Origin of the sequence: Priestia sp. TSO9, from assembly GCF_021029645.1 — a bacterium.
Taxonomy (GTDB): Bacteria; Bacillota; Bacilli; order Bacillales; family Bacillaceae_H; genus Priestia; species Priestia megaterium_E.
Genome location: NZ_JAJEKD010000013.1, coordinates 1,085,819 through 1,110,256 on the forward strand (window position 1 = coordinate 1,085,819; position 24,438 = coordinate 1,110,256).

Genomic DNA, 24,438 nt, shown 5'->3' on the forward strand with positions numbered 1-24,438 from the left:
GTCAATAAAGCCGGAGATAATAATCTCGAAATGACGACTTTACTGCAAGAGCTACTCCCCTTTGAGCAAAACAGTATTTTTTGTTAACACAATCATAACGCACGTTCCTGATTATCGTCAACTTATACGGAATTAGTACACGTCTTTTTTGGTAAATACCAGAAACGACACGAGCAGCCCGGCAAGTCCCCAAATGGTTAACACACCCAAGGAAAACCCTAGTGTCATTCCTTCAGTCGGAGGAGCTGTGCCTTGCAGGTAAGAAGTTAAATTTAAATTGACCATAAACAAGTACTTAGCTGAATTCCACGAAGAAACCATACTGCTTAAAATCGTACCTGCAATCAAACAAGCAAGCATCACACCCATACCAGCAGCCGTACTTTTAATTAAAACGGACAGCATAAAAGCAAGCGTTCCAACGACCAAAGATACAAACCAAGCAAGGCCAAACTCCATTAAAATATATCTCCACTGCGAAATTAAATGGACGTCCGCTGTATTTAAATCATTTCCCTGCACGCTAAACCCCGTAAGAATCGGGGCTGTCCAGCCTTTAAATCCAAATACAACGCCAGAAATGAGGTACGACAAAACGCCAAACATTAAAATTAAAAACGAGACGGACATGACGAGCGTGATGTATTTACTAAGCAGGATTTTCCACCGTTTCACAGGCCTCGTCAACAATACCTTGATGGATCCCAAGCTGTACTCTGAAGACACTAAATCCGCTGCAATAATCATAATCATCAGCGGCAGCAAAAGCTGAATGGCGTTTTCAATGAATCCTCGCACAAACGTTGGTGCCCCTGGTTCCGAAGGATTGATATCGTTATCTAAATAATACTGCTGCTGCGCCACGCGAATTTCAAGCTGCTTGCGCCAATCATCTGAAATTTGGCTTCCGCTCAGCCGGTTTTGCGTATCGATAATTTCTTGCTGCAGCGTACTGCGCCAATCGGTCGTTCCTAGCTTTTCTTGAAGGCGCTGTGTTTCGCGAAGCTGAGCATAGGTAAACATGGAAATCAAAACGCCCATAATAAGGGTAACGATTAACAGGCGCTTTTTTCGAACGAGCTTGATCATTTCATTTTGAACCAAACTAATCAATCGATTCGCCTCCTGTCATTTCGATAAATAAATCTTCAAGAGTTGGAAGCTTTCGATTCATTTCTTTTACCGTTACTCCTGCTGCAATGAGCTGTTTATTCCACTCTCCCACTTCAGCTTCTTCATAAAACGTCGTGACGTACTCCCCCTGCACTTGCACAAAGTCCGTCACTTGTTTTAAAACGTCTATTCCTGCAGGCTGCGGATCTAGCTTCCACAGTAAACGCTCTTGCTGAGTTAACAGGGTCTTCACCGATTCTGTGTGAATAACTTCTCCTTTTGCGATAATCGCTACTCGGTCACACATTAGCTGAATCTCGCTCAGTAAATGACTCGATACTAGGACGCTTAGACCTTCACTTTCAGCTAAAAAGCGAATAAATTTACGCATATCCCGAATCCCAGAAGGGTCTAGTCCGTTCGTTGGCTCGTCTAAAATAAGCACTTTTGGTTTTCCGAGAAGCGCTTGCGCAATTCCTAAACGCTGCCTCATGCCTAACGAATACGTGCGAACTAAATCGTGGATACGCTCTTGCAAGCCAACTAATTCCACCACTTCATGAATGCGTTCTTCTGTCATAGAAGGAATCATGCGTGAAAAGTGCTGCAGATTTTCCCAGCCGCTTAAGTATGGATACAGCTCAGGATTTTCAACAATACAGCCGATATGCTCCATCGCTTTTGTAAACTGCTTCGATACGCTGTATCCACAAATATAAATGGAACCAGCGGTCGGGCGAATCAAGCCGACAAGCATTCGAATCGTTGTCGTTTTACCGGCTCCATTGGGTCCTAAAAAGCCGAACACTTCGCCTCTTTTTAGTTCAAAATCAATATTTTTGATAATTTCTCGTTTTCCTATTACTTTTTTCAGTCCTTTTACTGAAAGCGTTACTTCACTCATATCATTCCCTCCCTCACCACGTAATAAGCGATGCTACACGTTCTGCGATCAGCTTGTAGCCTTTTGCATTAGGATGAAACTTATCGGTATATAAGTAGTCATCTACCTTTAGCTGAAACAAATCAAAGGTCGGAACAAAAACAGTTTGCTTATAATTAGCACTTAATTCACTGCTTTTGTAATTCCATTCTCGTACAATAGCCGTTGTCGTTTTTGCATCTTGCAGGTTACTAAACGGATTGTATAAACCAATTAAAAAAATCGTCGCGTCTTTATTGGCCGACCGGATGCTTTTTAAGATGCTGTCTACGTTTTTTAAATAGTCATTTTCTAGCTTTTGAATATTGTTTTTATTTAAGTTCTGCAGCGTTTGTCCGCCTTGAAATAAGTCATTTCCTCCAATGGTGATCAGTACGGTATCTGCCGACTTAACCTGCCGCTGAATTTCGTGCTGCTTTACTTGACTTGCCAGCTGCGAAGACGTTTGACCTTTTATTCCAAAGTTACTTAAGAGAATTTTCTTCTTCGTTTTTTCTTCAAGATTATCTTTTAAATACCCAACGTACCCTTTTCCCGCTGCATCTCCTGTTCCTCTTGTCAGTGAATCTCCTAAAGCAACAATCGTATAATTCTTGGTACTTTTGTTACTGCTGCTTGTTTCTTGCTTTGGCTTTGGCATTTCTTTTACAGTAGCTTTTGAGGCGCTAACATAATCATAAATAGACATTCCAAGTCCCGCTGCAAACAGCAGACACGAAATAATCGAAATCAAGGATACAATCCATACCCACTTTCCTTTCGCTTTCACGGGCTGCACTCCTTTTCGTCTTTTTAGTTATCTTTTTTTAGAGCTTCAACTGTTTTTAGTAAAGCGGACCAGTCTAAATGACCCCAGCCATTTTCGATTCCTTGTTCATAATGACCTTTCACAAGCTCTCCTAACGGAAGCGGAGCGGACACTTTTTTGGCTGCATCAATAGCCAGATTTACATCCTTTAGGCCAAGCTCCAGCTTGAACCCGGCTGGATCAAAGTCTCTTTTAGCAATTAAATTGCCGTAATTTTTATACACAGGAGATGCAAATAAGCTATTAACCACTTCAAGAAACTCCTCCGCTTGCATGCCATACTGTTCTACCATGACTACTGCTTCAGAAACAGCTTCTAACATCGATACTAATAAAAAATTATTGCCAAGCTTAGCTACATTTGATAAGTAAGGCTCGTCTCCTACAGTGAAAATAGTTTGACCAATCGATTCAAACAGCGGCCAAACGTGCTCTCTTGCTTCTTTATTACCTGCAACTATTACTTTGAGAGCCGCTGCTGCTGCTGCGTCGGGGCGACCTAAAACAGTCGCTGCCACAAAATGCTGTCCTGATGCAGCATGTGCGCTTGTTAATTTTTCCGACAAATCTACGCTAATAGTACTCACTGAGACGTGAATACCACCTTCTTGAAGGCCTGCAAGTACACCGGCTTCTGAAAGCGTTACTTCTTCTAAAGCCTCATCGTTTGAAAGAATCGTAAAGACAAGATTCGCTTCTTGTGCTGCTTGAGCAGGTGTCTCCACAACCTTTGCTCCTTTTTTCACAAGACTTTCCGCCTTCGAAGCAGTACGGTTATAAATAACAAGTTCATGACCCGCCTTTATCATATTTTCCGCCATCGGTAATCCCATATTTCCTAAACCAATTAAACCCACCTTCATCTTTACCACTCCATTTCAGCACTCAGTATGTACGTTTCTTATGCATGTCGTCTATCTTTAGAAAAAGCATATTTTCATTATTATATAACTACAGTAAAAGCGAATACAAAGAATAGCCTTTCTATAATGTTCAAAATGTGACATTTTTTAGACATGATTTATAAAAAACTTGTCTAAAAAATACGAATGGTTTTTAAATAAAGCGCTTGCAAACATAGGAAATTTCTGCTAAGATGTAAGAGAATTATTTTTGTTCGGTGGGGATGTATGAGTATTGTCACTTTTCGTCTTTAGATTTGAGCAAGAATAGTACCACAATGTGCGAGTCCGCACGAGGAGGCAACAATTATGGAACAAGGTAAAGTAAAATGGTTTAACGCAGAAAAAGGTTTTGGATTCATCGAGCGCGAAGGTGGAGACGATGTATTCGTACACTTCTCAGCAATCCAAAGCGAAGGCTTCAAATCTTTAGACGAAGGTCAAGCTGTAACATTTGACGTAGAACAAGGTCAACGCGGACCTCAAGCTGCTAACGTTCAAAAAGCATAAGAAACACAACATATCAGAAACAGATCCTTTAAAGGATCTGTTTTTTTGTATACAAACATAAAAAAAAGCCCTGTTTTTCAACAGGACCAGTCGGTACAAATACAGAAGTAAAGTTAATGGTACTCTTAGTATAGCACAAGATCATAACAATCTATACGAAATAATAAAATAAAACTTTCATCCGGTACGTTTACCTATGTTTATAGCTATTCCAGACTCTCTAGGGCGCTTGCAAATCGTTTGATTCCTTCTCGAATGACCTCTTCTTCCCCTCTGCCAAACGTAAAGCGAATAGCTCCGCTTTGAGAACTCAGCACGCTTCCTGGTACAAAAGCCACTCCTCTTTTAAGCGATTCTTCCAATAGTCGATAGTCATCGACCGGCTGATTTACTTTGCACCATAAGTGAATCCCGCCTTGAGGTGAATCGAAAGATACTTTTGATCCGAGCAATTCGTTCAGACTCGACGACAGGGCATACTCTTGCTTTTTGAGCTCTTGTCTAAGCTTTTCAATATGTGAAGAAAACGTAGGAGAATCTAAGAATTGATAAGCAATCCACTGGGGAAAGATGCTGTGGCCAAAGTCAATTTGCTGCTTAGCGTCTGCCAGGCGCTGAATCACTTGCTCTGGCCCTACTATCCAGCCAATTCGAAGGCCCGATGCCACGATTTTAGAAAGCGAGCTGATATAGAGGACATTTCCGTTCTCGTCCATCGATTTCAGCGTTTGATGTACATTTCCGTCAAATGCCGTGAGTGAATAAGGATCATCTTCAATAAGCGGAATGCCGTATTCTGAAGAAAGCTCTAAAAACCGCTTTCGACGCGCTTCTGATAACACAATACCGGTCGGGTTTTGATAATACGGATTTAAAAAAACCATACGAATACGATGCTTTTTATGTAATTCTACTAAGTCCTCCGGGTTGGCTCCATTTTTATCTACAGGCAGCAAAAACGTTCGTAAACCTGCTGATTGAAAAAGCGGCAGTGAATAGCTATAAGACGGATCTTCAATCGCTACTGCATCTCCTGGTTTTAACAAACACTGAACAATTAAATGAAGTGCTTGCTGTGCACCTGATGTAATTAAAATGGAATTAGCATCGGTGGAGATTTTCCGGTACTCATGAACATGAGCAGCAATAGCGTCACGCAGACGTTCATTGCCGTGAGGATGATCATAGCCTAAATGCTCATTAAACGGCATGCCCGCTAATATTCGCTGAAAATCTTCACTTGGAAATAAGCTAGGAGCCAATTCTCCGCTGGCTAAGTTTACAAAATCTGTTCGCAAAGCTTCGCTTCTTATTCGTTGTACGAGCGGTAAATTAGGCAAAAATGAACCGTCTTCTACATATCTCCCCCAGTTTGGAATACGTTTACGGGAAATTCCCCAGATGCTTGAACTAACTCGCGTGCCGCTTCCTTTTTTACGTTCTACGATTCCAAGTGCCTGCAGTTCTTCATAAGCAGCTACTACCGTGCTTCTGTTCACGTTTAGCTCAGCAGCAAGCGTTCGTTCTGATGGCAGCATAGAATCCGGCGGAAACGCTCCCGATGAAATACAGCTTTCAATATATTCTGCAATTTGTTTATAAATCGCTTTTTTGCTAGCGCGATCTGGTCTCCAGTTCATGCGGCGTCAGTCCTTACATTTAAACTTTCTTATTAGTAGTTTATCCTTTATCTCTCTTATCTTAAAGCAGTTTTATAAAAAAAGACCATCCAATTTTGTGTTTTTTTGCTCATCCACTGTATCAAAAATTATAATAGTAGCTATTTTTCATTTTTAGATATTTTAGTTTACATAATAATTTTATAGTTAATCATATTGAATGAATTTCACCATGAAAAAGAGATTGAGACATAACCACACCAGTCCAATCTGAAGACGAACAAATGGGATACATGAGCTCATATGGGTTGCTTGGTACACCGCAGTTGATTTCCGTGCAAGACTTCGCTTTCCGCGGGCGGCCGGTGAGCCTCCTCGTCGCATACGCTCCTGCGGGGTCTCACCTATTCCGCTTTTCCCGCAGGAGTCTTCGCCTTGCTCTCCAATCAACTGCTAGAAGCAACGAAATACATGAAAACTACATTCACCATGCCAATAAAAAAAACCCAAACGAAGTTGATTCTCCATCAAGAATCTCGATTCATCGTTCGGATCTTTCTTCAACTAAACTACTTTCGTCACGGCCTCTTTTTTATAGAGGAGGTAAATCTAGCTTGCCTTCTTGAAACAATTCTTTCACCATATGCTTGGCATAACCCGTTGCTTGTCCTAGCGTAATCTTAGCTGGCATAGGCGCTTCGTTTGCATCAACGATTACATCGATAATACACGGCTTGTTTTGCCTAACAGCACTTTCAAAAGCCGGCAGCAGCTCTTCTTCTTTTTCTACTCGGTAGCCAACACCTCCGCAAATATCTGCATACCTGGCAAAGTTCGGATTTGTTAAGTCTGTGCCGAATTCAGCATTTCCCATTACTTCTTGTTCAAATTTAATCATACCGATTTTATGGTTATTAAATAGCACCACAACTAGCGGAAGATTGTATTTAACAGCTGTAATAAAATCTGCCATCGTCATCGCAAAGCCATCGTCATCGCAAAGCCGCCGTCTCCACAGACCGCAAATACCTGCTTCTCGGGATAAGCAATTTTTCCAGCAAGTGCGCCCGGCAGCCCGCATCCAAGAGTCGCTAGCCAGCTTGAAATCACAAACTGCTGATTTGTCATACGAAAATGACGCGCCATCCATACTGTGACGTTTCCTACATCTACGGACAAGACCGCGTTATCAGCCGCTACGTGCTGAAGCGCTCGAATCACTCGCTGTGGCTTGATAGGTAGGCTTTCTTTTGCTTCTTGGGTATCAAGCTGACTCCACCACTTTTTCATACGTTCTTGACTTTGCTCTAAAAACTGGCGATGTTCTGAGCGGCCAACGTTTTCTAAAAACCACTGAACCGTTGCTTTCGCTTCTCCTGCAAGCCCTGCATCTACAGGATATCTTTTGCCAATTTGTGCAGGATCAATATCAATATGAATCGTTTTCGCATGGTCTGGCAAAAATCCTGTAAACGGATAAGATGTCCCAATCATGATGAGCGTATCCGCTTCTTGCATCGCTTCATACGCTGGCTTTGTACCGATTAATCCAAGTCCTCCGAGACAATATGGATGTTCATCCGGTATTGCGCCTTTTCCAGGAAGCGTAAGAACAATCGGTGCTGCGATTTTTTCTGCAAATGCAAGCAGCTCTTCTCTCATTTCATGTGTGCCTCGACCGGCTAAGATAACCGGACTTTCCGCTTTACCAATCAAATCTTTTGCTTTTTCAAGATCTTCTCTATGGGGAAAAATGTCTTGTTTGACAATTATGCTTGATGTTTCTCGTGCTTCTGATCCAACTTCAAAACGAGGAATATCATCGGGAATGGTTAACACAGCCACACCTTTTTTAGCATACGCTGTTCGAATCGCTTGATTGACAACAGTCGGAAGCTGCTCAGCGGACATGACTCGCTGGTTATATACAGCCACATCATCGAACATTCTCTCTAAATTAATTTCTTGAAACGCATCGCTGCCGATGAGATCTGATTCTACTTGCCCCGTAAGTGCTAAAACGGGCGCTTTGTCTAATTTGGCATCATATAAGCCATTTAGTAAATGAATTGCTCCCGGTCCGGCAATAGCCGTGCATACACCGATTTTACCCGTTAACTTCGCATATGCAGCCGCTGCGAGAGCTCCCGCTTCTTCATGCCTCACTTGAATAAATTTAATTTTATCCTGGGCTTTGCGAAGCGGTTCAATAATTGAATTAATGGAGTCTCCTGGCATGCCGTAAATATGATCAACGCCCCATTCAATTAACAGTTCAATCAGTTTTTCCCCTGCTTTTTGTTTAAACATATGACTGACCCCTTTCTTCTTATATATAGAGATAGTGTGACCTGATACGCTCTTTCTTACTTATTTTCACTCGTATAATTTTCGTTTTCTTTCATTAAATGAATGAACCACTTTCATTAAATTTTCTTCATTCCTTGCAATTATCATGAACTTTTGCTATTCTATAAGAAGAATTATTTTTGTTCGGCAACAATCGATAGGTGAATACTTTCGTCTTAAAGATTTTGATCATGAGCAAGGATAGTAATACAATGTGTGCATAGCACACGAGGAGGCAACATTCATGGAAAAAGGTACAGTAAAATGGTTTAACGCAGAAAAAGGTTTCGGATTTATCGAGCGCGAAAACGGCGACGATGTATTCGTACATTTCTCAGCAATCCAAAGCGAAGGATTCAAATCTTTAGACGAAGGTCAAGCTGTAACATTCGACGTTGAAGAAGGTCAACGCGGACCTCAAGCTGCTAACGTTCAAAAAGCATAAGTAGAAAAAGACTCTGATTTCAGAGTCTTTTTTTTTATGTAGAACCACGCATAAAACCTTTTTAACGTGCAGTTTGTACACGTTATTATAAATAATAAACTAAAAAAGTCTCTTCATCCCGAAGAGACCTTTTGTGGAATAAATAGTTGAAGAAATAAAGTGTGGATGTTGCGTCGTCATCATTTTTTAATAATTAGCACCAGCCGCCGCCGAAGCAAGAAGCGCCGATAATGATTAATAAGATGAAAAGTACAATGATTAAAGCGAAACCGCCGCCGCAGCCACCGCCGCCATAACCACAACCGTATCCGTAACCTCCGTAGTATCCCATGTGTTTCACCTCCATTTGCTATACTTTAAGATATGTGGATTTAGTTAAATTGCTCCTAATAATTCCATAGAACTTTTGAAAATGTTTGTCATACACTAAAAATACTGCGTTTTTCAAACATGCCCCACAAAGAGATAAAACCTTTGATTTTATGGGCATTTACTCCTCTTTTCTTTATCTTTTAAAAATGTAATCGCTCCCTTTTTCATGAATGTACACCGTGCTGAATACCTTTAGTTATGTACATTCACACGGGAGGGATTTAATATGTTAACACTCGAAATTTCAAAGCAAATCGTTAAAAACGTCTACCCTATTGTCTTATCGAATCGCAGTAAAATCTTTCAAGAGGAAGTGAGCGTCGCCGCTTTGCAAGACTACTTTGGTCTTGATCATGCCTTTAGCGTATATGCAGCTGCGACCATTATTTATCAGCTAGAAGCCGACGGGTATGTATCCAAACCTCTGAAGCGCAATGAATACAAGCGAATTTTGCTCAAATAAAAACAAGCATCCCCGCAAGGATGCTTGTCTTATTTATAGCTATACCTGTCGAATAACTGCTCGACTCTTTTGTGGTAATCAGCAAGGTAGTCAGAAAGCTCAGTTTCACTCAATTTATTTGCCTGTTCCTCAAATAGTGACAGCAGCGAAATTTTAATCATTTCCATTTCCGTTTCCGAGCGATTTTCATTTCGCAAATCTTTTCTTAAATTCCACAGGCTTTGCTCCATTTCATGCTTTAATTGTTCTAGTGAGTGTGGTTCTTCAAATCCGGCACGAATGTCTTTTTTAAATCCACTCATCTTATCACTCCTCGCATTTGCACCTGCTAGATAGTATCTAATGTATACTATACCATAAATAACTATACGAGGCTTAAGCATGCCTTTTAAGCAATTGGTCACAAAATAAAAAACATCTCGTTGGATGTCTTTAACGTTACCTTTTATCTTACTTCGTCTTCTTCACCTTTTACATATTTAAAAAATGAATCAATCATTTCATTTAAAAAATCATTGCGATCTTCAAAATTCATAATTTCTAAAAATTCCACAATATCCTTATCTAAACTAATAGAAGCGGGAACATAAGCAGCCGCTTCCCTTCTTTGCGGGAATGGAATCACATTATCTTTCTTCTTCATAAAACACCGTCCTTTTTCTGTGCTTTACTAGTGTAAGCTTTCAAGGAACGATTTGCAAGTCCCTCTGATGTAAAATTTTATATAAACATTCTTCTGAAAAGACAGGCTATATCTTTAGCTACTCAAGTAGGCTCATTTGACATTAGCTTTTTCATGTTCTGGCGTCATATTAATAATTCGCCGCTGTTTTCTCTTTTCCTTTTGGCATCTTTTAGCAAATTTAAACACAAATATTTTAAAAGAGGTTTTTATTTCCTCCGTATAGGCTAAAGAAAGGAAACAACATTTTTATATGGAGGGGTTACAAATGATTGCATTAACTGGAAAAGTTGCGCTCGTGACGGGGGCGGCGTCTGGAATTGGACGTGCTTCAGCCATTACATTAGCTGAACAAGGAGCGCGCGTTGCTCTTTTAGATTTAGACGAAGAAAAACTACATGAAGTAAAAGAGACCATCATGTCGAGCGGCGGAGAGTGTATAGCCATTAAAACAGACGTCTCCGACTCTGAAAGTATAAAAGAGAGTATCGAAACGATCAGCAGCCTATGGAGTCAATTACATATTGTTTCTATTAACGCAGGCATCAACGGTACGTTCTCTTCTATTGAAGAACTATCACCAGAAGATTGGACAAAAACAATTGATACAAATTTAACAAGTACTTTTTTAACCGTGAAGCATTCTATTCCTTATTTGAAAGCTCAGGGAGGAAGCATTATTATTACTAGCTCGATTAACGGCAACCGTACATTTTCAAATATCGGCATGAGCGCATACAGTTCCTCAAAGGCTGGCCAAATGGCGTTCGGCAAAATGGCAGCTCTTGAACTTTCTACATACGGAATACGGGTAAACGTCATTTGTCCAGGAGCAGTTGATACAAATATTGAAAGCAATACATTCCGTCAAGAAGACAAATTAAAAGAAGTCGCTATTCCAATTGAATATCCAAATGGCAATCAGCCGCTTGCTAAACGCTCAGCTAAGCCCGAAGAAGTAGCAGATTTAATCTTCTTTTTAGCTTCTGACGCGTCCAAACATATTACCGGAAGTGAAATGTTTATCGACGGCGGAGAATCGCTGTTGTAACGTACAAGCCCCTGCATCAATGTCAGGGGCTTGTTTTTTTACTTTTATGAACAACGTCTACTCCGCCCGAAGCGGATATAATGCTGCCTGTAATCATATCTGAGTTTTCATCACAAAGAAACTCAATAATACGCGCAATGTCTTCTCCCGTACCTGATCGGCCCACAGGCGTTTCCTTGTCTTCTAGTAATCTTGCTTTTATAATATCACTTTCTTTCATGTCCCCTACAATATCTCCGGGACAGACCATATTGACCGTAATCCCGTATTCGGCTACTTCTAGAGCAAGCGATTTGGTCAGAGAAGCTAGCCCTGACTTAGCGGCACTAAAAGCCGCGCGGTACATCCATCCAGGGGTGTGCTCTACATCTTGAAAACCGTATGTAATAATCCTTCCAAACTGCTGCTTTTTCATAATAGGAACAACCGCTTTGACAAAATGAAAAACGGAGCTTAAATTCCCTTCCAGCATTTCATACCATTCACTGTCTGTGTACTCTATTAATTTTTTTCTTTCAAACACATACGGACCTGCATTATTAATTAAGACATCAATACGTCCAAATCGCTCCATAGCCTGCGCAACGACGTGTTCAATATCTGCTTTATTCGTTATATTTCCTTCTACGAACTGTACGTTGTCTTTATATTGATGCCATTCTTCTTGCAGTTCTCGCACTTTATTTTTATCACTTCGAAAATGGACGGTAACGGAATACTGCTTTTTTAAAAACTGTTCTGTTACCTTCTTGCCGATACCTTTATGACCCGCTGTAATCAATGCATGTTTCATCTACCTTCACCTCTTTCACTCTACTTATCTACTATATATATTAGACAGCTCCTTAGTTTCTCCTTTACTAACGGAAAAAAGCCCTTGACTAAAGGGCCTTTCTTTTACGGTCTTAACAAAATTTTCCCTGTACTTTTCCGGCTTTCAAGCAGCTCATGTGCTTTTGCTCCGTCTTTTAAATCGAACACCACGGGATCAGTTAACACAAGCTGACCTTTACTGATCCACTCAAACAACTGCTGTGAACGTACTTTACGTTCTTCATATGACACAAGCACGTTCCATAAGTCTCCGCCTGTAAGCGTTTTAGAGGTATCCATCAGCATACGTGGGTCGACCGGGGCCGGATCGCCTCCTGCCATTCCGTAAAATACCACGGTTCCGCCTGTTTTTACGGCTTCAAAGCTTTTTTCTAGCGTAACTCCTACAGATTCATAGGCAACATCTGCGCCTCGCTTCGTTACTTCTTTCACTTGTTCCACCCAGTTATCTTCGTATAAAAAGACATAGTCAGCGCCTGCCTGAGCCGCTGCTTTTGCTTTTTCAGAAGATGACGTTAAGCCAATGACCTGTCCGCCTAATAGCTTGGCAATTTGAACTAAAAGCTGACCTACGCCTCCAGCAGCTGCGTGAACAAGTACATAATCGCCGGGCTGAATGCTGTAGCTGTCTTGTGTTAAATAGTGAGCCGTTAACCCTTGTAAAAGCACAGAAGCAGCTGCGTCAAACGAAATATCATCAGGTACGGCAATGATTTTATCTTGTGGCACGGCAACAAGCTCTGCATTTGCAAAAGGAACGTCAGCAAACGCAATACGGTCTCCTACGTTAACATGACTTACTTCTGCTCCTACTTCTTCTACCACACCTGCTCCTTCATATCCTAAAATATACGGAGGTGTACCCGTTAAGTGGTAGTTCCCTTTTCTTCGGTACACATCCGCAAAATTAAGTCCAATTGCTTTTGTTCTTACTAGTACATCTGTTGGTCCAATAGAGGGATTCGGTATATCTTGATAGTGCAGAACGTCAGGTCCTCCAAATCTTTCAAATACTAATGCTTTCATAGATAAGTTACCTCGTTTTCTTTATGTATTCCCTTTCATCGTAATTCAACGAGATAACAAACACAAGTTTCTTACTCAGCAAAAAACGCTTTGTCTCATAAGGAGACAAAGCGTTTTTTCAATTTGTTTGCGTTACAACTTCTCGCATCGTTCCATTTTTTTGATAAGACGTATGAAAAGAAAAGGCTTTTTCAAGAACGTGCGGTGTTTGTCCGCCTCGCGTGAGCGCTTCTTCGTAATACGCCATAAGCTGATCGCGATACATTGGGTGGGCACAATTTTCAATAATGCATTTTGCCCGTTCTCTTGGAGCGAGTCCGCGTAAGTCCGCATATCCTTGCTCTGTTACAATCACATCCACATCGTGTTCCGTATGATCAACGTGCGAAACAAACGGCACTATGCTTGAAATATCACCGTTTTTAGCAATGGATTTTGTTACAAAAATACCGAGACGCGCATTTCGGGCAAAATCTCCTGAGCCTCCGATGCCATTCATCATTTTTGTTCCCATCACATGCGTGGAATTGACGTTTCCGTAAATGTCTAGCTCTAGCGCAGTGTTAATAGAAATCAGGCCTAAGCGACGAATGATTTCGGGATGGTTTGAAATTTCCTGCGGGCGAAGAATGAGCTTATCTCGATAGGCTTCAAAATTAGAGAAAACTTGTTTCATTTTATCCGCTGAAAGCGTAATTGAGCAGCAGGAAGCAAACGTAACTTTTCCTGCGTCAAATAAATCAAACACAGCATCTTGCAATACTTCTGAATACACCTCTAAATCATGAAACTCTGAATCTAACAAACCGTGGAAAACGGCATTTGCCACGGAACCAATTCCAGATTGTAAAGGAGCAAGCGATTCGGTTAATCGCCCTTCTTTAATTTCTTGGCGTAAAAATGAAATCAAATTTTGAGCCATCACAACCGTTTCTTCGTCAGGTGCTACAATCGTAGACGGTGAATCTAACTGATTTGTAAATACAATACCCTTTACTTTATCTAAATCAATTGGTATACCTAACGAACCAATACGATCATCAGATTTTTTTAAAGGGATCACATCTCGCTGTCCTTGAACGCCTGGATCATACAGATCGTGAATACCTTCTAACAGCTCTGGCTGCGCTGTGTTAATTTCAATAATAATCGATTTTGCATGCTCGGCAAACACCATCGAATTGCCAATTGACGTTGTTGGAATCATCATTCCGTCATCTGTGATAGAAACCGCTTCCAAAATAGCGAAATCGATTGAATCTAACACGCCTGAACGCACCCATTCAGAAGTATGCGATAAATGCTGGTCAATAAACTGAAATTCACCTTCATTAATTTTTTTACGCATGGTCGGGTCCGCTTGAAACGGCAGGCGTTTGTTTAACATGCCTTTTTCTGCAAATAGCTTATCCACATCTGATCCAAGTGAAGCACCGGTATATACGCTTACTTTTATCGGTTCTATTTCCGCTCGTTTCGCTAGCGCAAACGGTACAGCTTTGACATCCCCCGCGCGTGTAAAACCGCTTAGACCAAGAGTCATTCCATCTTGAATCCAAGACGCTGCTTCTTCAGCAGAGACAACGCGATTCTGTAGTGCTTCATGCTTAATTCGACTGCAAACGTTTTCCATTCTGTTCACTCCTTGTTTTTTCTCTTTTTACCATTTTACTGTAAAGGGAGCGTCCACAAGAGTTTTTGGAATGAAATGGACAAAAATAGCGACAAAACAGCATATTTGATGATAATTAAGCTAAATGACGGTTAAAACCCAAGCAGCTTTCGAAAATAACTGGCGTACGACTGACTGACCGGAATTTTTTCTCCGTTATTCATCACTAACAGAAAGGTTGAATGTGTATCAGGGTAAATTTCTTGAATTTGCGTCACATTGACGATAAAGGAACGATGACAGCGCACAAACTCTTCTTTTGGAAGCACATAATCAAATTCATTTAACGTGTATTTATGCGTACCTGTATACTTCTGGGCGTACACATAGGTTTTTCGGTCACGCGCTTCTACGTAGATGATTTTTGAGAAAGGAACCGGTATCCATCCCTCGTTCACCTTTAACGTCACAACTGACTTTCCGCTCGTTAACGCGGGAAAAATCGCCGTCACGCATCCTTGTACTTCTCCTTCGTCTAAGAAAGGCACGGCCATGCCGTAGTAAGGTGTGCCAAATACGTCTCGGTGAATAAATTCCGATACTTTTTGCTTTCGTTCTAATGCTTTATATGTAATCGTTCCTTTTTTTATTTGATCTCCAGGGCTGATTTTTAAATTAATTCGTTTGCTTGCTCGGTAATACACGTACGTTTCTAGATCTGAAACGGCAATCGACGCTTCATCGGAGAACAATTCACTGATGACATCTAATAATGCGGATGCTTTAAATGGTTTCATCTTTTCACCTTCTTTTGTCTAGTCAAACACGCTGCTTCTTTATTGTAGCGCAAAAGCAAAAGCTAGTGGGAAAGAAGCATGGAATTTATCTTTTCAACTGCATAAAATTTCTATTTTTTCACAACATAAAACAATGAAATGAAGGAAGGGTGAAATGTATGGGCTATGCTGAATCGACGTTTCGAATCGCCTGTTCATTTTTTGTGCTGCTTCTTTTAACGCGGCTCATGGGAAAAACAGAAATCAGCCAGTTAAATGTGTTTACATTCATTACGGCGATTACGATTGGTAATATCGCTTCTTCCCTCTCCACTGATAAGCGAGTAGAAATTGATAAAGGAGTGTATTCTCTGCTAGGATGGACATTTTTAACGATCGCTATGGGCTATCTTGGAATGAAATCGAAAAAAGCGCGGCATCTTATTACCGGTGAGCCTAAAATTGTGATTAAGCAAGGGAAAGTGATGGAAAAGGCATTAAAACAAGTCCGGCTAGATATTGAATCTCTTTTAGGCATGCTGAGGCAGCAAAACGTATTTTCCATAAAAGATGTCGAATACGCCATATTAGAAATCAACGGAAACCTTTCCGTTATGCAAAAACAAGATAAAAAGCCGAACTCGTGGTCAAAAACGCTTTTATTTCCCACTTCAACGGGCGTTATTTACGATGGAAAAGCGAATGAAGATGCCTTGAAGGACCTGCACGTAGATAACAACTGGCTGCATAAACAGCTAGAAAAAGCGGGAGTCAACTCAATTGATGACGTCTTTTATGCTGAGGTCCAGTCCGACGGATCCCTTTACATTGACTATAAAAAAGACAAATTTAACTCATAAAAAAATCCGTACCAAAAGGCACGGATTTGTTATTAGCTTGCTTTTTTTACACGATTTGTAATGGTATCTTCTTTTGGTGATGTTTTACGAATAAAGAAGGCTAAAACAAACGCGATCACACTTAAAATCGTTGCGATCATAAACGCATCGTTAATACCCATTGCTGTACCTTGATTCACAGCTTCAGCCATACTGCCTTTATCTGTTGGCGAAATTTGCTGATTCGTTACGATATTTTTCACGTGTTTTTCACCTTGATTCATCATAATGGATACAAAGAACGCCATTCCTACAGCTCCGGCAACCATTCGAAGCGTATTAACCATCGCGGTACCGTATTTATTTAAGCTAAGCGCAAGCTCATTTAATCCAGCTGTAAAGATCGGCATCATAAGCAGTGACATCCCAAACATACGAACAGTATAGACAATCATGACATACATAAATGTTGTGGTTGTTTCAAGTTTTGTTAGTTCATATGTTGTCACAACGGTAATTGCTAAACCAATAACAGCAAGCCATCTTGCGCCGAACTTATCAAACAGCCGTCCTGTAATCGGAGACATAATCCCCATTACAATTCCCCCTGGCAGTAACAGCAGGCCTGAAAGAAACGGTGAAAAGCCGCGTACGTTTTGCATATAAATCGGCATTAAAATCATACCTGAAAACATTGCCATTGTCACAATTACGTTAATGATTGTTGTCAGCGTGAACATACGGTAACGGAAAATACGGAATTCAAGAAGCGGCTGATCAATTTTTAACTGACGGAAAATAAAGAACAGAATTGAAATACCGCCTACAATGAACATGGCTAACACTTCGGTGCTGGTCCAGCCCTTTGTACCGCCCGTAGCGAACGCATAAAGCAAGCCGCCAAATCCAACTGTTGATAAAATAACGCCAAGCACGTCTAGCTTCGGTCGGCTTGTTTCCGTCACGTTTTTCACTAAAATAATTGCCGCAATTACGTTGATAAGTGCAATTGGAAACATCATAAAGAATAAAACGCGCCATGAGTAGTGCTCAACTATTAAACCAGAAAGCGTCGGCCCTACTGCCGGTGCGAAGTTCATCGCTACGCCAAAAATCCCCATCGCAAAACCACGTCGGTCAGGCGGGAATAACGTAAAAATAACGTTGGTAATTAACGGAAATAAAATCCCTGCTCCTGCTGCTTGCACGACGCGTCCCACTAAAATAACAGAAAATGTCGGTGCAATACCGCAAAGCAGTGTTCCTACTGTAAACAGCCCCATTGCTGTAATATACAGCTGCCTTGTCGTAAATCGATTCATTAAAAATGCTGTAATTGGAATAACAATTCCGTTTACTAACATAAAGATGGTTGTTAACCAGTTACCCGTAGCCGCCGTTACATGGAAATGATCCATCATTTGCGGAAGCGCAATGTTAATCAGCGTTTGATTTAAAAAAGCTACGAGCGCTCCCATTATCATTACGCCAAAAATAGACCGAGTTCGGGCTTGATCGGACTGTTGTGTTTGTGTATTCATTTTAACAAGACCTTTCCCTTTAAAATTATCTGTATGTAAATCTTCAGATGACAAACAGGTTAAGAATATAGTTTATGTGTTCATTCTATTAATTTATGTCACGAATATTTAATGAACTTAATTATATACCGGATAAATATATCTGTTTCCGAAATATTTGTCAACAAATATGATCATTTTCGTAAAACTTTTCCATCAGTATATATAAAGTAGCATACCCTTTAATGAAGAAAAAAATGAGAGCCCTTCAACGAAGGCTCTCATTCTCTTAAGAAATACTTATTTTAAGATTTGAACTTTTACTGTTTTTCTTCCCCATTTTAACGCTTCTTTTTGAGAAGGAAGAAGAACATCAATTTTATTTCCTTTAATCGCGCCTCCTGTATCAGCTGCGATTGCCGTGCCATAACCTTCTACGTATACTTTTGAACCAAGCTTAATCACTTTTGGATCGACAGAAATAACTTTTTGATTTGGATTCTTTTTCAAATCGATTCCAATCGCCGTTTTTCCGCTGCAGCCTTTGCAGTTCGCTGTGTACGCTGTTGCTGTTACTTTAAATTCTTTCACAACGTTTGAAGACTTCGCAGGCGCTGCTTTAGCAGGCGTGCTTGATTTTACTTGTGATACTTTTAATACTTGTTTCGGATGAATGCTGTCTGACTTTAAGTTATTCCACTGTTTCAGCTGACTAACCGATACTTTATATGTCTTTGCAATTTTATATAGCGAATCTCCGCTTTTTACTGTATATGTATTTGTTGCAGCTGATGCACCACTTGCCACTCCGAACAGTGACATTAGAACTAAACTGAACGTAATCATTGTCTTTTTCATGTAATTGATTTCCCCTTTATCTACCAATACATAAAAAATAACACATGAATATTACAGTTATATTTCAGTAACATGTCAATAGTTTGATAGTTTAGTTACAGTAAAAATAAAAATTCTTCCTTTTAAACTAGTGAATTAATCACCTTAACATTTCAAAAACATACATATTTAGGCATATAAAGGTGCTTTTACACACATTTATATTGGATTATTTCATTTGTAACATTTAACTGGTTCTAGAGGCTTACACTTTATTTTTATATTAGTTATTTAGAACATAGTTTATTTAAAATTAATAAATGCGTTAAAGGATCTTAATATAAATCACTTTGTACACCGCAGTTGATTTCCGTGCAAGACTTCGCTTTCCTCGGGTGGCCGATGAGCCTCCTCGTCGCTTGCGCTCCTGCGGGGTCTCATCTATTCCACTATTTCCGCAGGAGTCTTCGTCTTGCTCTCCAATCAACTGCTAGAAACGCATACATACATGATCGCCATAACAATAAAAAATCCGAACGAGTTGGATTCTCCATCAAGAATCTCAATTCACCGTTCGGATCTTTCTCCAACTAAAATGCTTTTTTCATAGCCTTTTTATTTGAAATTAAGATGCCTGCATTCCTTGTTAATATGGCTGCCACTGAAGCATTTTAGCTGCCTCAAACCTTTTTTCTACATTGGGCCAGTAAACTATTTTCCACCAATTATCAACGTACGGATCACGTTCATTTTTGTACTGCAAATAGTAGGCGTGTTCCCATACGTCTAATACGAGCAGCGGAATCGTATCCCACTGCGTGAGAAGCTGATGGCGCTCAGCCTGTAAGACTTCAAGCTTTCGCGAACGAGGCGACCATACTAAGATAGCCCAGCCCACACCTTCCACTTTTTTTGCAGCTTGAGAAAAGTGCATCATAAATTTCTCATAGCTGCCAAAGTCTTTTTGAAGCTGCTGCAGCAGCTGTCGTCTCGGCCTCCCTCCTCCTTCTGGGCTCATAATTTCCCAAAAAATTGTATGCAAATAATGACCTGAGCCATGAAAAGAAGCTTCCCGTTCCCAATGTTTTATGAGGTCAAATTTGTTTGTGTTACGGGCTTGCTGCAGCATGAGCTCTGCTTTATTTAATCCATCTACATAGCTTTGATGATGCTTGCTGTGATGAAGACGCATGATCTCTCGGTTAATATACGGTTCAAGAGCTGAATAGCTATAGCCAAGCGGCGGCAGCTCATGCTGTCCTGGCGCTATCGATTCTCGCTCCCTGCCGTCGTCTCCAAGCCGCTCTTTTAAAACTTTATCAATATGCCGTACTGCATTATTGATTTCTTCTAACGTATATTCGTTGACATCTTCTTCGCTTAAATATTCAAGAACATCTTCTTGCGTGCGCGTTATATATGACGTTATATCTACTTCTGTAATGGCTTCTTCAAATACAGGATCACATACTTGTTCAAGCCAGGTCTGAACTTCCATCAAGTATCTTTTTCTCTCATCTTGATCGGCCATACTTTCCCTCCTTACACCTCATCTTCACTATCATATTCAAAAGAAAAAGCAACATAACTTCCTACTTGTATCTATTGAGTTAGAAAATTCGACATAAAAAAGCAACAGCTTCTTAAAAGATAAACTCTTGCCTTTTTTCTTATATCTTCTTCGCCATATTCACATAGTCAATCGTTTCTTGCTTACTAACAGCTGCATGCTTCAGCTTTGGGTTATAATAGAGCTCCACTTTTATATTATTAATCTCACAGTCGTCTGGCATATCCTGCAAATCCGTTAAAAACGGCAGCAAGTGATTGTTCATATCGTATTCAAACGCCCCGTTTTGCAAGTAATACACTTTTGGCACATAGTTAATATGGCGAAAAAACTTCACTACGTTAATTCGCTCACCGTATGAGGCTATCACTTCATCTTCTGTTAGGTTTGGATAAGATAAATTAAACACTTGCCGAACCGGCGTTTTCAGCCACTTGGTCAAGCACGTCTGCGGATTGTTGACAAGCGCTTTTGCTCCTTTTACGTACCCCGCTAAAAACATTGACATAAAGCCGCCGCCCGAAGATCCGTAAAACAGCACGTTAGACGAATTTATCTGCACTTTTTTCATGAACTTTTCAATTAAAACCGCAATGTCTTTTAAATAAAAACGGTCGCTTGTCCCTTGCCCCCACGCAAGCGACACCTTTCCTAAATAAAGCGTAGGATCGTTATAATAAATAATTGAATCTTGGAATTCATTCATCCACGAATGGCGCTGAAAATATGGAGGACCTGCCGGCATTTCTTGACTTGCGCCTCCTCCTGAACCAAACACAAGCAAATGAGAAGACTCTTTTTTCAGCCTTACTAAAAACTCAAACAGCACTCCGTTCCACTCGACTCCTACTAAAATGGGCTTATCAAACGGCAGCTGAAGTTCATCCAGCTTTTCATACGTACTAGTTATTTTTTCATATTGATCAAGCAACAGCTCTGCAACTCACTTTCCTTAAAATGATCTGTCGTATGCGTCTGACATTGATCATGGCTCTATAAAAAAAGAACCTGTTACAGTGTATGAAAATCAGTGGACAAATGATTGTACACGTTATCAAAAATAGGCCTTACCTACATATCCTCCTAGGCTTCTGTCACGAAATAAAACTCTTCACATACGATACAGCATCATAAAAAATTCAAGGATCGGAGCTGAAGACCCTTGTCAACGTCCTATATGAATTACAATAATCCAAACGTGCAATACTTTTCTGATGTGAATAAAAACAGACTTAATACGCGAAACGATCAAAATTACATTAACCGATTAGGCCGGGATGTGCTCAACACATTAGGAAACGTCTCATTACTCGATATTTACTTAAGCAAAAGCCGCGTAGTCGAACCGCACTATCACCAAAATGCCGCTGAGCTTGTCTACTGCATTGCAGGCTCGGCCGTCGTTTCATTAATCAATCCGTTTAACAACGAAGTCACAAATATTCCGATTACTCCCGGTCAAGTAGCCAATATCCCTCAAGGCTGGTGGCACTGGGAAATTGCGTCTGAAGACAATACGCATTTACTTGCCATTTTTGACGCCCCTTACCCGGAATATATTTTTGGATCGGACATTTTAAATAAAACGCCTATTGAAGTCCTTGCTCACACGTACTGCTTAGATCCAGAGCAACTAAAGAAAACGCTGGCTCCGTTAAAAAATCAAACCATCGTGATTGGAGCAACGGACGAATGTAGAGAAAAAGAACACTATAAAAAGGAAAAACAAGCTGGTCCAGCCTACCATCACACGTCTCCTTGTACGTATCCTCCGCCTCAGAATCCCTACTATCACCCTCAAAGCCCCTATCACTATCGGTACTGGTAGAAACAAAAAAACCGCTGCCAACGCAACGGTTTTTTTTGTTGAATACATAACATTATTAGTCTGTATATGTACTATGAAAGGCTGCTTCAATATATGCAACTTGGAAATGATAATGTCCAATTAAATATTTCACAATGTCCACTTGATCAATTTTGCCAGGCTTATCGACCATCGCTTCTTTCACCATTTTTTCAAACGTACCTTGATCAAACTGTTCTTCATGAACAACAATTGTCTCAGAGTACGTTTCATCTTGCCCTTCTGAAATGCGGTAGTAATACAATTTTTTCACCTCAATTTATCTTAAATACATGTATACCCCTAACTAATAACCTTCAAACATTTTTTCAACGTTCTTTTTCCACTTTACGATAGGCTGCGGCTTTTGCTTTTACAAGAAGCCTTGTGAACCAATACGCTACTAACGTTATTCCGATATCAATCAGAAAAATATAAAATAAGCTCATTCCTTTTCCTGAATCAATAAATTTAAAATGGTGTTCAAGGGGCGCCAGTCCAAATGAAAAAACAGCGCTCAGCAGAATCGTATACAGATAAAAATTCTTTTGGTGATTCGTACAATATTGATAAAGCAGCAGAAAGCCTACCGGCAAAATAGAAGCGGTAATATTCGTTGCGTTTGGAAGCTGCGGCGTTAAGAAAAACGTGTGTGTTAAATAACCGGTTCTTCCAAGTGCAGTATCCGTATATGCCCAAAGCACGTGAACTGTATAACCGAAGAAAAACACCTCAAAGATCCGCGTCCGGTCTACGGTAAAATACAACAACACAAGAGGAAGAACGAGCGAAGCAAGCACCACCCAAAACTGCCAGTTTCCAAAATCTGAATACTGATGCCAATACGACGATAATAACTTCTGCAGCTTATCGCTTTGTTCATGTATGTTTCCCCAGTATTGTTTATAGCTCACTGAAGTACCCTCCTAGATAGAATCTCTGCTTATGTATGTACGAATAAGCTCCATTTTATACAGAGAAACATGGAAAGCAGCCATTTATTGCTTGCGATCACCCAAATAGGTCACCGGAAGCTCACGTTCAACTACTTCTTCCTCTTTTCGACCAACAGCATATGCTTTTGCTGTTGGTCTTGAGCTAACTGATGCGGATAGCTTCTCATTTTTAAAATGCAGCGCAACTCCATCATCTACAGCATAGCCTTCTTTCGTTTCCCCGCTTGCAATTAACTCACGATACGACGGTCTTCGATTGCTTTCTCCATCGTAGTGAGGACAGTTACTTCCCGTTAAAAATCCTAAACAGTCGATTTTAGACAGTTTATTGTTCATTGAATCAGTGACGCCTTCTTCAAACCAGCAAATCGAACCTGCGCTTATTCCTGCTAAGATCACTCCTTTTTCATAAGCCTTTTTTAAAATCGTATCCAGTCCCCACTCTTTCCATAAAGAAAGCATATTCTTCCTTGTATTACCGCCGCCTACATACAAAATATCGTGCTGCAGCACATATGCTTTTAAATCTATAAAGTTTGGTGAAAACAGCGATAAATGAGACGGTGTACATACCAACTCCTCAAACGCTTCATAAAACCTTTCTATATAATTATCGGCATCTCCGCTGGCTGTAGGGATAAAACAGGTTTTCGGCACATCTATATGAGCTTGTGAAAGTATGTATTGATCCAGAAGCAAGTTATCCGGCTCCATCGAAAAACCTCCGCCGCCCATGGCTATAATTTGTCTCAATTCAATCATTCCTTTCAAAAAAGTGATATAGGAAATGTAAATTCATACTATTTCAAACGAGAATTTTTCCGTATAATGGAAGAGTGATAAAAAGGTGGTGCAAAGCTTTTGAAAATAGTACGAACACTTTTACTAATACTAGGCATTTTTATTATCTTGTTTTGTATCTTTGGCTATATCGATTATAACGGTCAAAAAATGGAACTAGGACCCAAACAAGAAAAAAACATTCCTTCTTCCATAAGCATTGATGGGAGAACTATTACGCTATCTGCTGTCAGTAAAAAATACGATAAAACGCAGTTTGGCTTTTTTGTTATTCAAAACAATTCGACGCATACCTTAACGATTCCTTACGAAAATACGGCGGATCACTTAAAAGACGGCAAGTGGTACAAAGTTGTTCTAAACGGATTAGAGTTCCCTGATAAAACTGTCATGCTGAAGCCAGGGAAATCACTCAAACTAGATATCGCAACTCCTAACTACAAAGTAGGAAAGTACCGTTTTGTTCAGCACTTTAAAGATGAAAACGGAAAAGAGCATGTGTTAGCGGCTCCTTTTGAAATCGTTTGGCCGAGTCTTAAAAATGTTCTCGGACAGTTTGATTAA

Annotated in this window: 28 protein-coding genes and 1 pseudogene; 7 read left to right on the top strand and 22 right to left on the bottom strand. The window is 40.3% G+C overall.

Annotated elements, in window-relative coordinates:
* Window positions 1-132 precede the first annotated feature (132 nt).
* Genes LJC66_RS13760 through LJC66_RS13775 form a run of 4 tightly spaced genes read right to left on the bottom strand, consistent with a single transcriptional unit; the run spans window position 133 to window position 3,727 of the window.
* A complete protein-coding gene (locus LJC66_RS13760; RefSeq protein ID WP_014459751.1) occupies window positions 133-1,113 on the bottom strand; it encodes an ABC transporter permease in 981 nt (326 codons plus the stop codon).
* Window positions 1,106-2,017 carry an ABC transporter ATP-binding protein gene (locus LJC66_RS13765; RefSeq protein ID WP_098333044.1) on the bottom strand — a complete coding sequence of 304 codons (912 nt, stop codon included), beginning with the start codon at window positions 2,015-2,017 and terminating at the stop codon, window positions 1,106-1,108. Before LJC66_RS13765 ends, LJC66_RS13760 begins: the two co-directional genes overlap by 8 nt.
* Before the next feature lie 13 nt (window positions 2,018-2,030).
* Window positions 2,031-2,825: an SGNH/GDSL hydrolase family protein gene (locus LJC66_RS13770; RefSeq protein ID WP_230932767.1), complete on the bottom strand. Its 795-nt coding sequence runs from the start codon at window positions 2,823-2,825 to the stop codon at window positions 2,031-2,033.
* A gap of 23 nt (window positions 2,826-2,848) precedes the next feature.
* Complete coding sequence (locus tag LJC66_RS13775) at window positions 2,849-3,727, bottom strand: NAD(P)-dependent oxidoreductase (protein WP_230932768.1); 879 nt, start codon at window positions 3,725-3,727, stop codon at window positions 2,849-2,851.
* A 348-nt stretch (window positions 3,728-4,075) separates the two neighbouring features.
* Between LJC66_RS13775 and LJC66_RS13780 the strand changes: the two genes are divergently transcribed.
* Window positions 4,076-4,276, top strand: a complete 201-nt coding sequence (locus LJC66_RS13780) for a cold-shock protein (protein WP_013057405.1) — start codon at window positions 4,076-4,078, stop codon at window positions 4,274-4,276.
* A 206-nt stretch (window positions 4,277-4,482) separates the two neighbouring features.
* Here LJC66_RS13780 and pdxR read toward each other — a convergent pair whose 3' ends face one another.
* From pdxR to LJC66_RS13795, 3 genes and pseudogenes are all read right to left on the bottom strand, one after another.
* Window positions 4,483-5,916, bottom strand: coding sequence for a MocR-like pyridoxine biosynthesis transcription factor PdxR (gene pdxR / locus LJC66_RS13785; RefSeq protein ID WP_034651371.1), 1,434 nt, complete (start codon window positions 5,914-5,916; stop codon window positions 4,483-4,485).
* 186 nt (window positions 5,917-6,102) lie between these two features.
* Entirely contained in the window at window positions 6,103-6,345 is a 243-nt protein-coding gene (locus LJC66_RS13790; RefSeq protein ID WP_195696817.1) for a hypothetical protein, read from the bottom strand.
* A 142-nt stretch (window positions 6,346-6,487) separates the two neighbouring features.
* Window positions 6,488-8,205: pseudogene (locus tag LJC66_RS13795) on the bottom strand (pyruvate oxidase).
* 283 nt (window positions 8,206-8,488) lie between these two features.
* Here LJC66_RS13795 and LJC66_RS13800 point away from each other — a divergent pair.
* Window positions 8,489-8,689: a cold-shock protein gene (locus LJC66_RS13800; protein WP_013057408.1), complete on the top strand. Its 201-nt coding sequence runs from the start codon at window positions 8,489-8,491 to the stop codon at window positions 8,687-8,689.
* 193 nt (window positions 8,690-8,882) lie between these two features.
* Here LJC66_RS13800 and yjcZ read toward each other — a convergent pair whose 3' ends face one another.
* Window positions 8,883-9,020, bottom strand: coding sequence for a sporulation protein YjcZ (gene yjcZ / locus LJC66_RS13805; RefSeq protein ID WP_013057409.1), 138 nt, complete (start codon window positions 9,018-9,020; stop codon window positions 8,883-8,885).
* Between the two features lie 267 nt (window positions 9,021-9,287).
* Between yjcZ and LJC66_RS13810 the strand changes: the two genes are divergently transcribed.
* Complete coding sequence (locus tag LJC66_RS13810; RefSeq protein WP_013057410.1) at window positions 9,288-9,524, top strand: hypothetical protein; 237 nt, start codon at window positions 9,288-9,290, stop codon at window positions 9,522-9,524.
* Window positions 9,525-9,553: 29 nt separating this feature from the next.
* Here the strand turns inward: LJC66_RS13810 and LJC66_RS13815 are convergent, their stop codons facing one another.
* Entirely contained in the window at window positions 9,554-9,826 is a 273-nt protein-coding gene (locus tag LJC66_RS13815) for a hypothetical protein (RefSeq protein WP_230932769.1), read from the bottom strand.
* A gap of 143 nt (window positions 9,827-9,969) precedes the next feature.
* Window positions 9,970-10,167 (bottom strand): hypothetical protein, encoded by a 198-nt coding sequence (locus LJC66_RS13820; protein WP_014459743.1) that lies wholly within the window; start codon window positions 10,165-10,167, stop codon window positions 9,970-9,972.
* A gap of 307 nt (window positions 10,168-10,474) precedes the next feature.
* Here LJC66_RS13820 and LJC66_RS13825 point away from each other — a divergent pair, with 307 nt between their 5' ends.
* Window positions 10,475-11,257, top strand: a complete 783-nt coding sequence (locus LJC66_RS13825) for an SDR family oxidoreductase (protein ID WP_028408229.1) — start codon at window positions 10,475-10,477, stop codon at window positions 11,255-11,257.
* A 22-nt stretch (window positions 11,258-11,279) separates the two neighbouring features.
* Here the strand turns inward: LJC66_RS13825 and LJC66_RS13830 are convergent, their stop codons facing one another.
* The 4 genes from LJC66_RS13830 to LJC66_RS13845 form a co-directional block, all read right to left on the bottom strand.
* Window positions 11,280-12,050, bottom strand: a complete 771-nt coding sequence (locus LJC66_RS13830; protein WP_230932770.1) for an SDR family oxidoreductase — start codon at window positions 12,048-12,050, stop codon at window positions 11,280-11,282.
* Between the two features lie 104 nt (window positions 12,051-12,154).
* Entirely contained in the window at window positions 12,155-13,117 is a 963-nt protein-coding gene (locus tag LJC66_RS13835; protein WP_014459740.1) for a quinone oxidoreductase family protein, read from the bottom strand.
* A 118-nt stretch (window positions 13,118-13,235) separates the two neighbouring features.
* A complete protein-coding gene (gene scpC, locus LJC66_RS13840; protein ID WP_230932771.1) occupies window positions 13,236-14,750 on the bottom strand; it encodes a succinyl-CoA:acetate CoA-transferase ScpC in 1,515 nt (504 codons plus the stop codon).
* Window positions 14,751-14,881: 131 nt separating this feature from the next.
* Window positions 14,882-15,526: a LytTR family DNA-binding domain-containing protein gene (locus tag LJC66_RS13845; RefSeq protein WP_050690645.1), complete on the bottom strand. Its 645-nt coding sequence runs from the start codon at window positions 15,524-15,526 to the stop codon at window positions 14,882-14,884.
* Window positions 15,527-15,684: 158 nt separating this feature from the next.
* Between LJC66_RS13845 and LJC66_RS13850 the strand changes: the two genes are divergently transcribed.
* Window positions 15,685-16,365 carry a DUF421 domain-containing protein gene (locus LJC66_RS13850; RefSeq protein WP_028408225.1) on the top strand — a complete coding sequence of 227 codons (681 nt, stop codon included), beginning with the start codon at window positions 15,685-15,687 and terminating at the stop codon, window positions 16,363-16,365.
* 32 nt (window positions 16,366-16,397) lie between these two features.
* Here the strand turns inward: LJC66_RS13850 and LJC66_RS13855 are convergent, their stop codons facing one another.
* From LJC66_RS13855 to LJC66_RS13875, 5 genes are all read right to left on the bottom strand, one after another.
* A complete protein-coding gene (locus LJC66_RS13855; protein WP_230932772.1) occupies window positions 16,398-17,885 on the bottom strand; it encodes a DHA2 family efflux MFS transporter permease subunit in 1,488 nt (495 codons plus the stop codon).
* A 279-nt stretch (window positions 17,886-18,164) separates the two neighbouring features.
* Entirely contained in the window at window positions 18,165-18,722 is a 558-nt protein-coding gene (locus tag LJC66_RS13860) for a 3D domain-containing protein (protein ID WP_014459735.1), read from the bottom strand.
* A 304-nt stretch (window positions 18,723-19,026) separates the two neighbouring features.
* The gene (locus LJC66_RS13865; RefSeq protein WP_230932773.1) at window positions 19,027-19,188 is read right to left on the bottom strand and encodes a hypothetical protein; all 162 of its coding nucleotides are present in this window, start codon (window positions 19,186-19,188) and stop codon (window positions 19,027-19,029) included.
* A gap of 159 nt (window positions 19,189-19,347) precedes the next feature.
* Window positions 19,348-20,232, bottom strand: a complete 885-nt coding sequence (locus LJC66_RS13870) for a superoxide dismutase (RefSeq protein WP_230932774.1) — start codon at window positions 20,230-20,232, stop codon at window positions 19,348-19,350.
* Between the two features lie 139 nt (window positions 20,233-20,371).
* On the bottom strand, window positions 20,372-21,202 hold the full coding sequence (locus LJC66_RS13875; protein WP_230932775.1) for a glycosyl transferase family 2: 831 nt from the start codon (window positions 21,200-21,202) through the stop codon (window positions 20,372-20,374).
* A gap of 231 nt (window positions 21,203-21,433) precedes the next feature.
* On the opposite strand from LJC66_RS13875, the gene LJC66_RS13880 reads away from it, so the two are divergent.
* Window positions 21,434-22,099 (top strand): cupin domain-containing protein, encoded by a 666-nt coding sequence (locus tag LJC66_RS13880; protein ID WP_230932776.1) that lies wholly within the window; start codon window positions 21,434-21,436, stop codon window positions 22,097-22,099.
* A 55-nt stretch (window positions 22,100-22,154) separates the two neighbouring features.
* Here the strand turns inward: LJC66_RS13880 and LJC66_RS13885 are convergent, their stop codons facing one another.
* The 3 genes from LJC66_RS13885 to LJC66_RS13895 all read right to left on the bottom strand — a co-directional run bounded on the left by LJC66_RS13885 (window position 22,155) and on the right by LJC66_RS13895 (window position 23,826).
* Window positions 22,155-22,391 (bottom strand): hypothetical protein, encoded by a 237-nt coding sequence (locus LJC66_RS13885; protein ID WP_224357852.1) that lies wholly within the window; start codon window positions 22,389-22,391, stop codon window positions 22,155-22,157.
* A gap of 55 nt (window positions 22,392-22,446) precedes the next feature.
* On the bottom strand, window positions 22,447-23,031 hold the full coding sequence (locus tag LJC66_RS13890; RefSeq protein ID WP_230932777.1) for a hypothetical protein: 585 nt from the start codon (window positions 23,029-23,031) through the stop codon (window positions 22,447-22,449).
* 84 nt (window positions 23,032-23,115) lie between these two features.
* Window positions 23,116-23,826, bottom strand: coding sequence for a Type 1 glutamine amidotransferase-like domain-containing protein (locus LJC66_RS13895; protein WP_230932778.1), 711 nt, complete (start codon window positions 23,824-23,826; stop codon window positions 23,116-23,118).
* Between the two features lie 108 nt (window positions 23,827-23,934).
* Between LJC66_RS13895 and LJC66_RS13900 the strand changes: the two genes are divergently transcribed.
* Window positions 23,935-24,438: an immunoglobulin-like domain-containing protein gene (locus LJC66_RS13900; protein WP_230932779.1), complete on the top strand. Its 504-nt coding sequence runs from the start codon at window positions 23,935-23,937 to the stop codon at window positions 24,436-24,438.

What these genes read in the sequence shown, in the direction of transcription:
- LJC66_RS13855 (WP_230932772.1), bottom strand. Translation starts at nt 17,885, where the DNA reads ATGAATACACAAACACAACAGTCCGATCAAGCCCGAACTCGGTCTATT.
- LJC66_RS13765 (WP_098333044.1), bottom strand. Translation starts at nt 2,017, where the DNA reads ATGAGTGAAGTAACGCTTTCAGTAAAAGGACTGAAAAAAGTAATAGGA.
- LJC66_RS13775 (WP_230932768.1), bottom strand. Translation starts at nt 3,727, where the DNA reads ATGAAGGTGGGTTTAATTGGTTTAGGAAATATGGGATTACCGATGGCG.
- LJC66_RS13845 (WP_050690645.1), bottom strand. Translation starts at nt 15,526, where the DNA reads ATGAAACCATTTAAAGCATCCGCATTATTAGATGTCATCAGTGAATTG.
- LJC66_RS13815 (WP_230932769.1), bottom strand. Translation starts at nt 9,826, where the DNA reads ATGAGTGGATTTAAAAAAGACATTCGTGCCGGATTTGAAGAACCACAC.
- yjcZ (WP_013057409.1), bottom strand. Translation starts at nt 9,020, where the DNA reads ATGGGATACTACGGAGGTTACGGATACGGTTGTGGTTATGGCGGCGGT.
- LJC66_RS13860 (WP_014459735.1), bottom strand. Translation starts at nt 18,722, where the DNA reads ATGAAAAAGACAATGATTACGTTCAGTTTAGTTCTAATGTCACTGTTC.
- LJC66_RS13820 (WP_014459743.1), bottom strand. Translation starts at nt 10,167, where the DNA reads ATGAAGAAGAAAGATAATGTGATTCCATTCCCGCAAAGAAGGGAAGCG.
- LJC66_RS13830 (WP_230932770.1), bottom strand. Translation starts at nt 12,050, where the DNA reads ATGAAACATGCATTGATTACAGCGGGTCATAAAGGTATCGGCAAGAAG.
- LJC66_RS13780 (WP_013057405.1), top strand. Translation starts at nt 4,076, where the DNA reads ATGGAACAAGGTAAAGTAAAATGGTTTAACGCAGAAAAAGGTTTTGGA.
- LJC66_RS13850 (WP_028408225.1), top strand. Translation starts at nt 15,685, where the DNA reads ATGGGCTATGCTGAATCGACGTTTCGAATCGCCTGTTCATTTTTTGTG.
- LJC66_RS13800 (WP_013057408.1), top strand. Translation starts at nt 8,489, where the DNA reads ATGGAAAAAGGTACAGTAAAATGGTTTAACGCAGAAAAAGGTTTCGGA.
- pdxR (WP_034651371.1), bottom strand. Translation starts at nt 5,916, where the DNA reads ATGAACTGGAGACCAGATCGCGCTAGCAAAAAAGCGATTTATAAACAA.
- scpC (WP_230932771.1), bottom strand. Translation starts at nt 14,750, where the DNA reads ATGGAAAACGTTTGCAGTCGAATTAAGCATGAAGCACTACAGAATCGC.
- LJC66_RS13870 (WP_230932774.1), bottom strand. Translation starts at nt 20,232, where the DNA reads ATGGCCGATCAAGATGAGAGAAAAAGATACTTGATGGAAGTTCAGACC.
- LJC66_RS13835 (WP_014459740.1), bottom strand. Translation starts at nt 13,117, where the DNA reads ATGAAAGCATTAGTATTTGAAAGATTTGGAGGACCTGACGTTCTGCAC.
- LJC66_RS13810 (WP_013057410.1), top strand. Translation starts at nt 9,288, where the DNA reads ATGTTAACACTCGAAATTTCAAAGCAAATCGTTAAAAACGTCTACCCT.
- LJC66_RS13825 (WP_028408229.1), top strand. Translation starts at nt 10,475, where the DNA reads ATGATTGCATTAACTGGAAAAGTTGCGCTCGTGACGGGGGCGGCGTCT.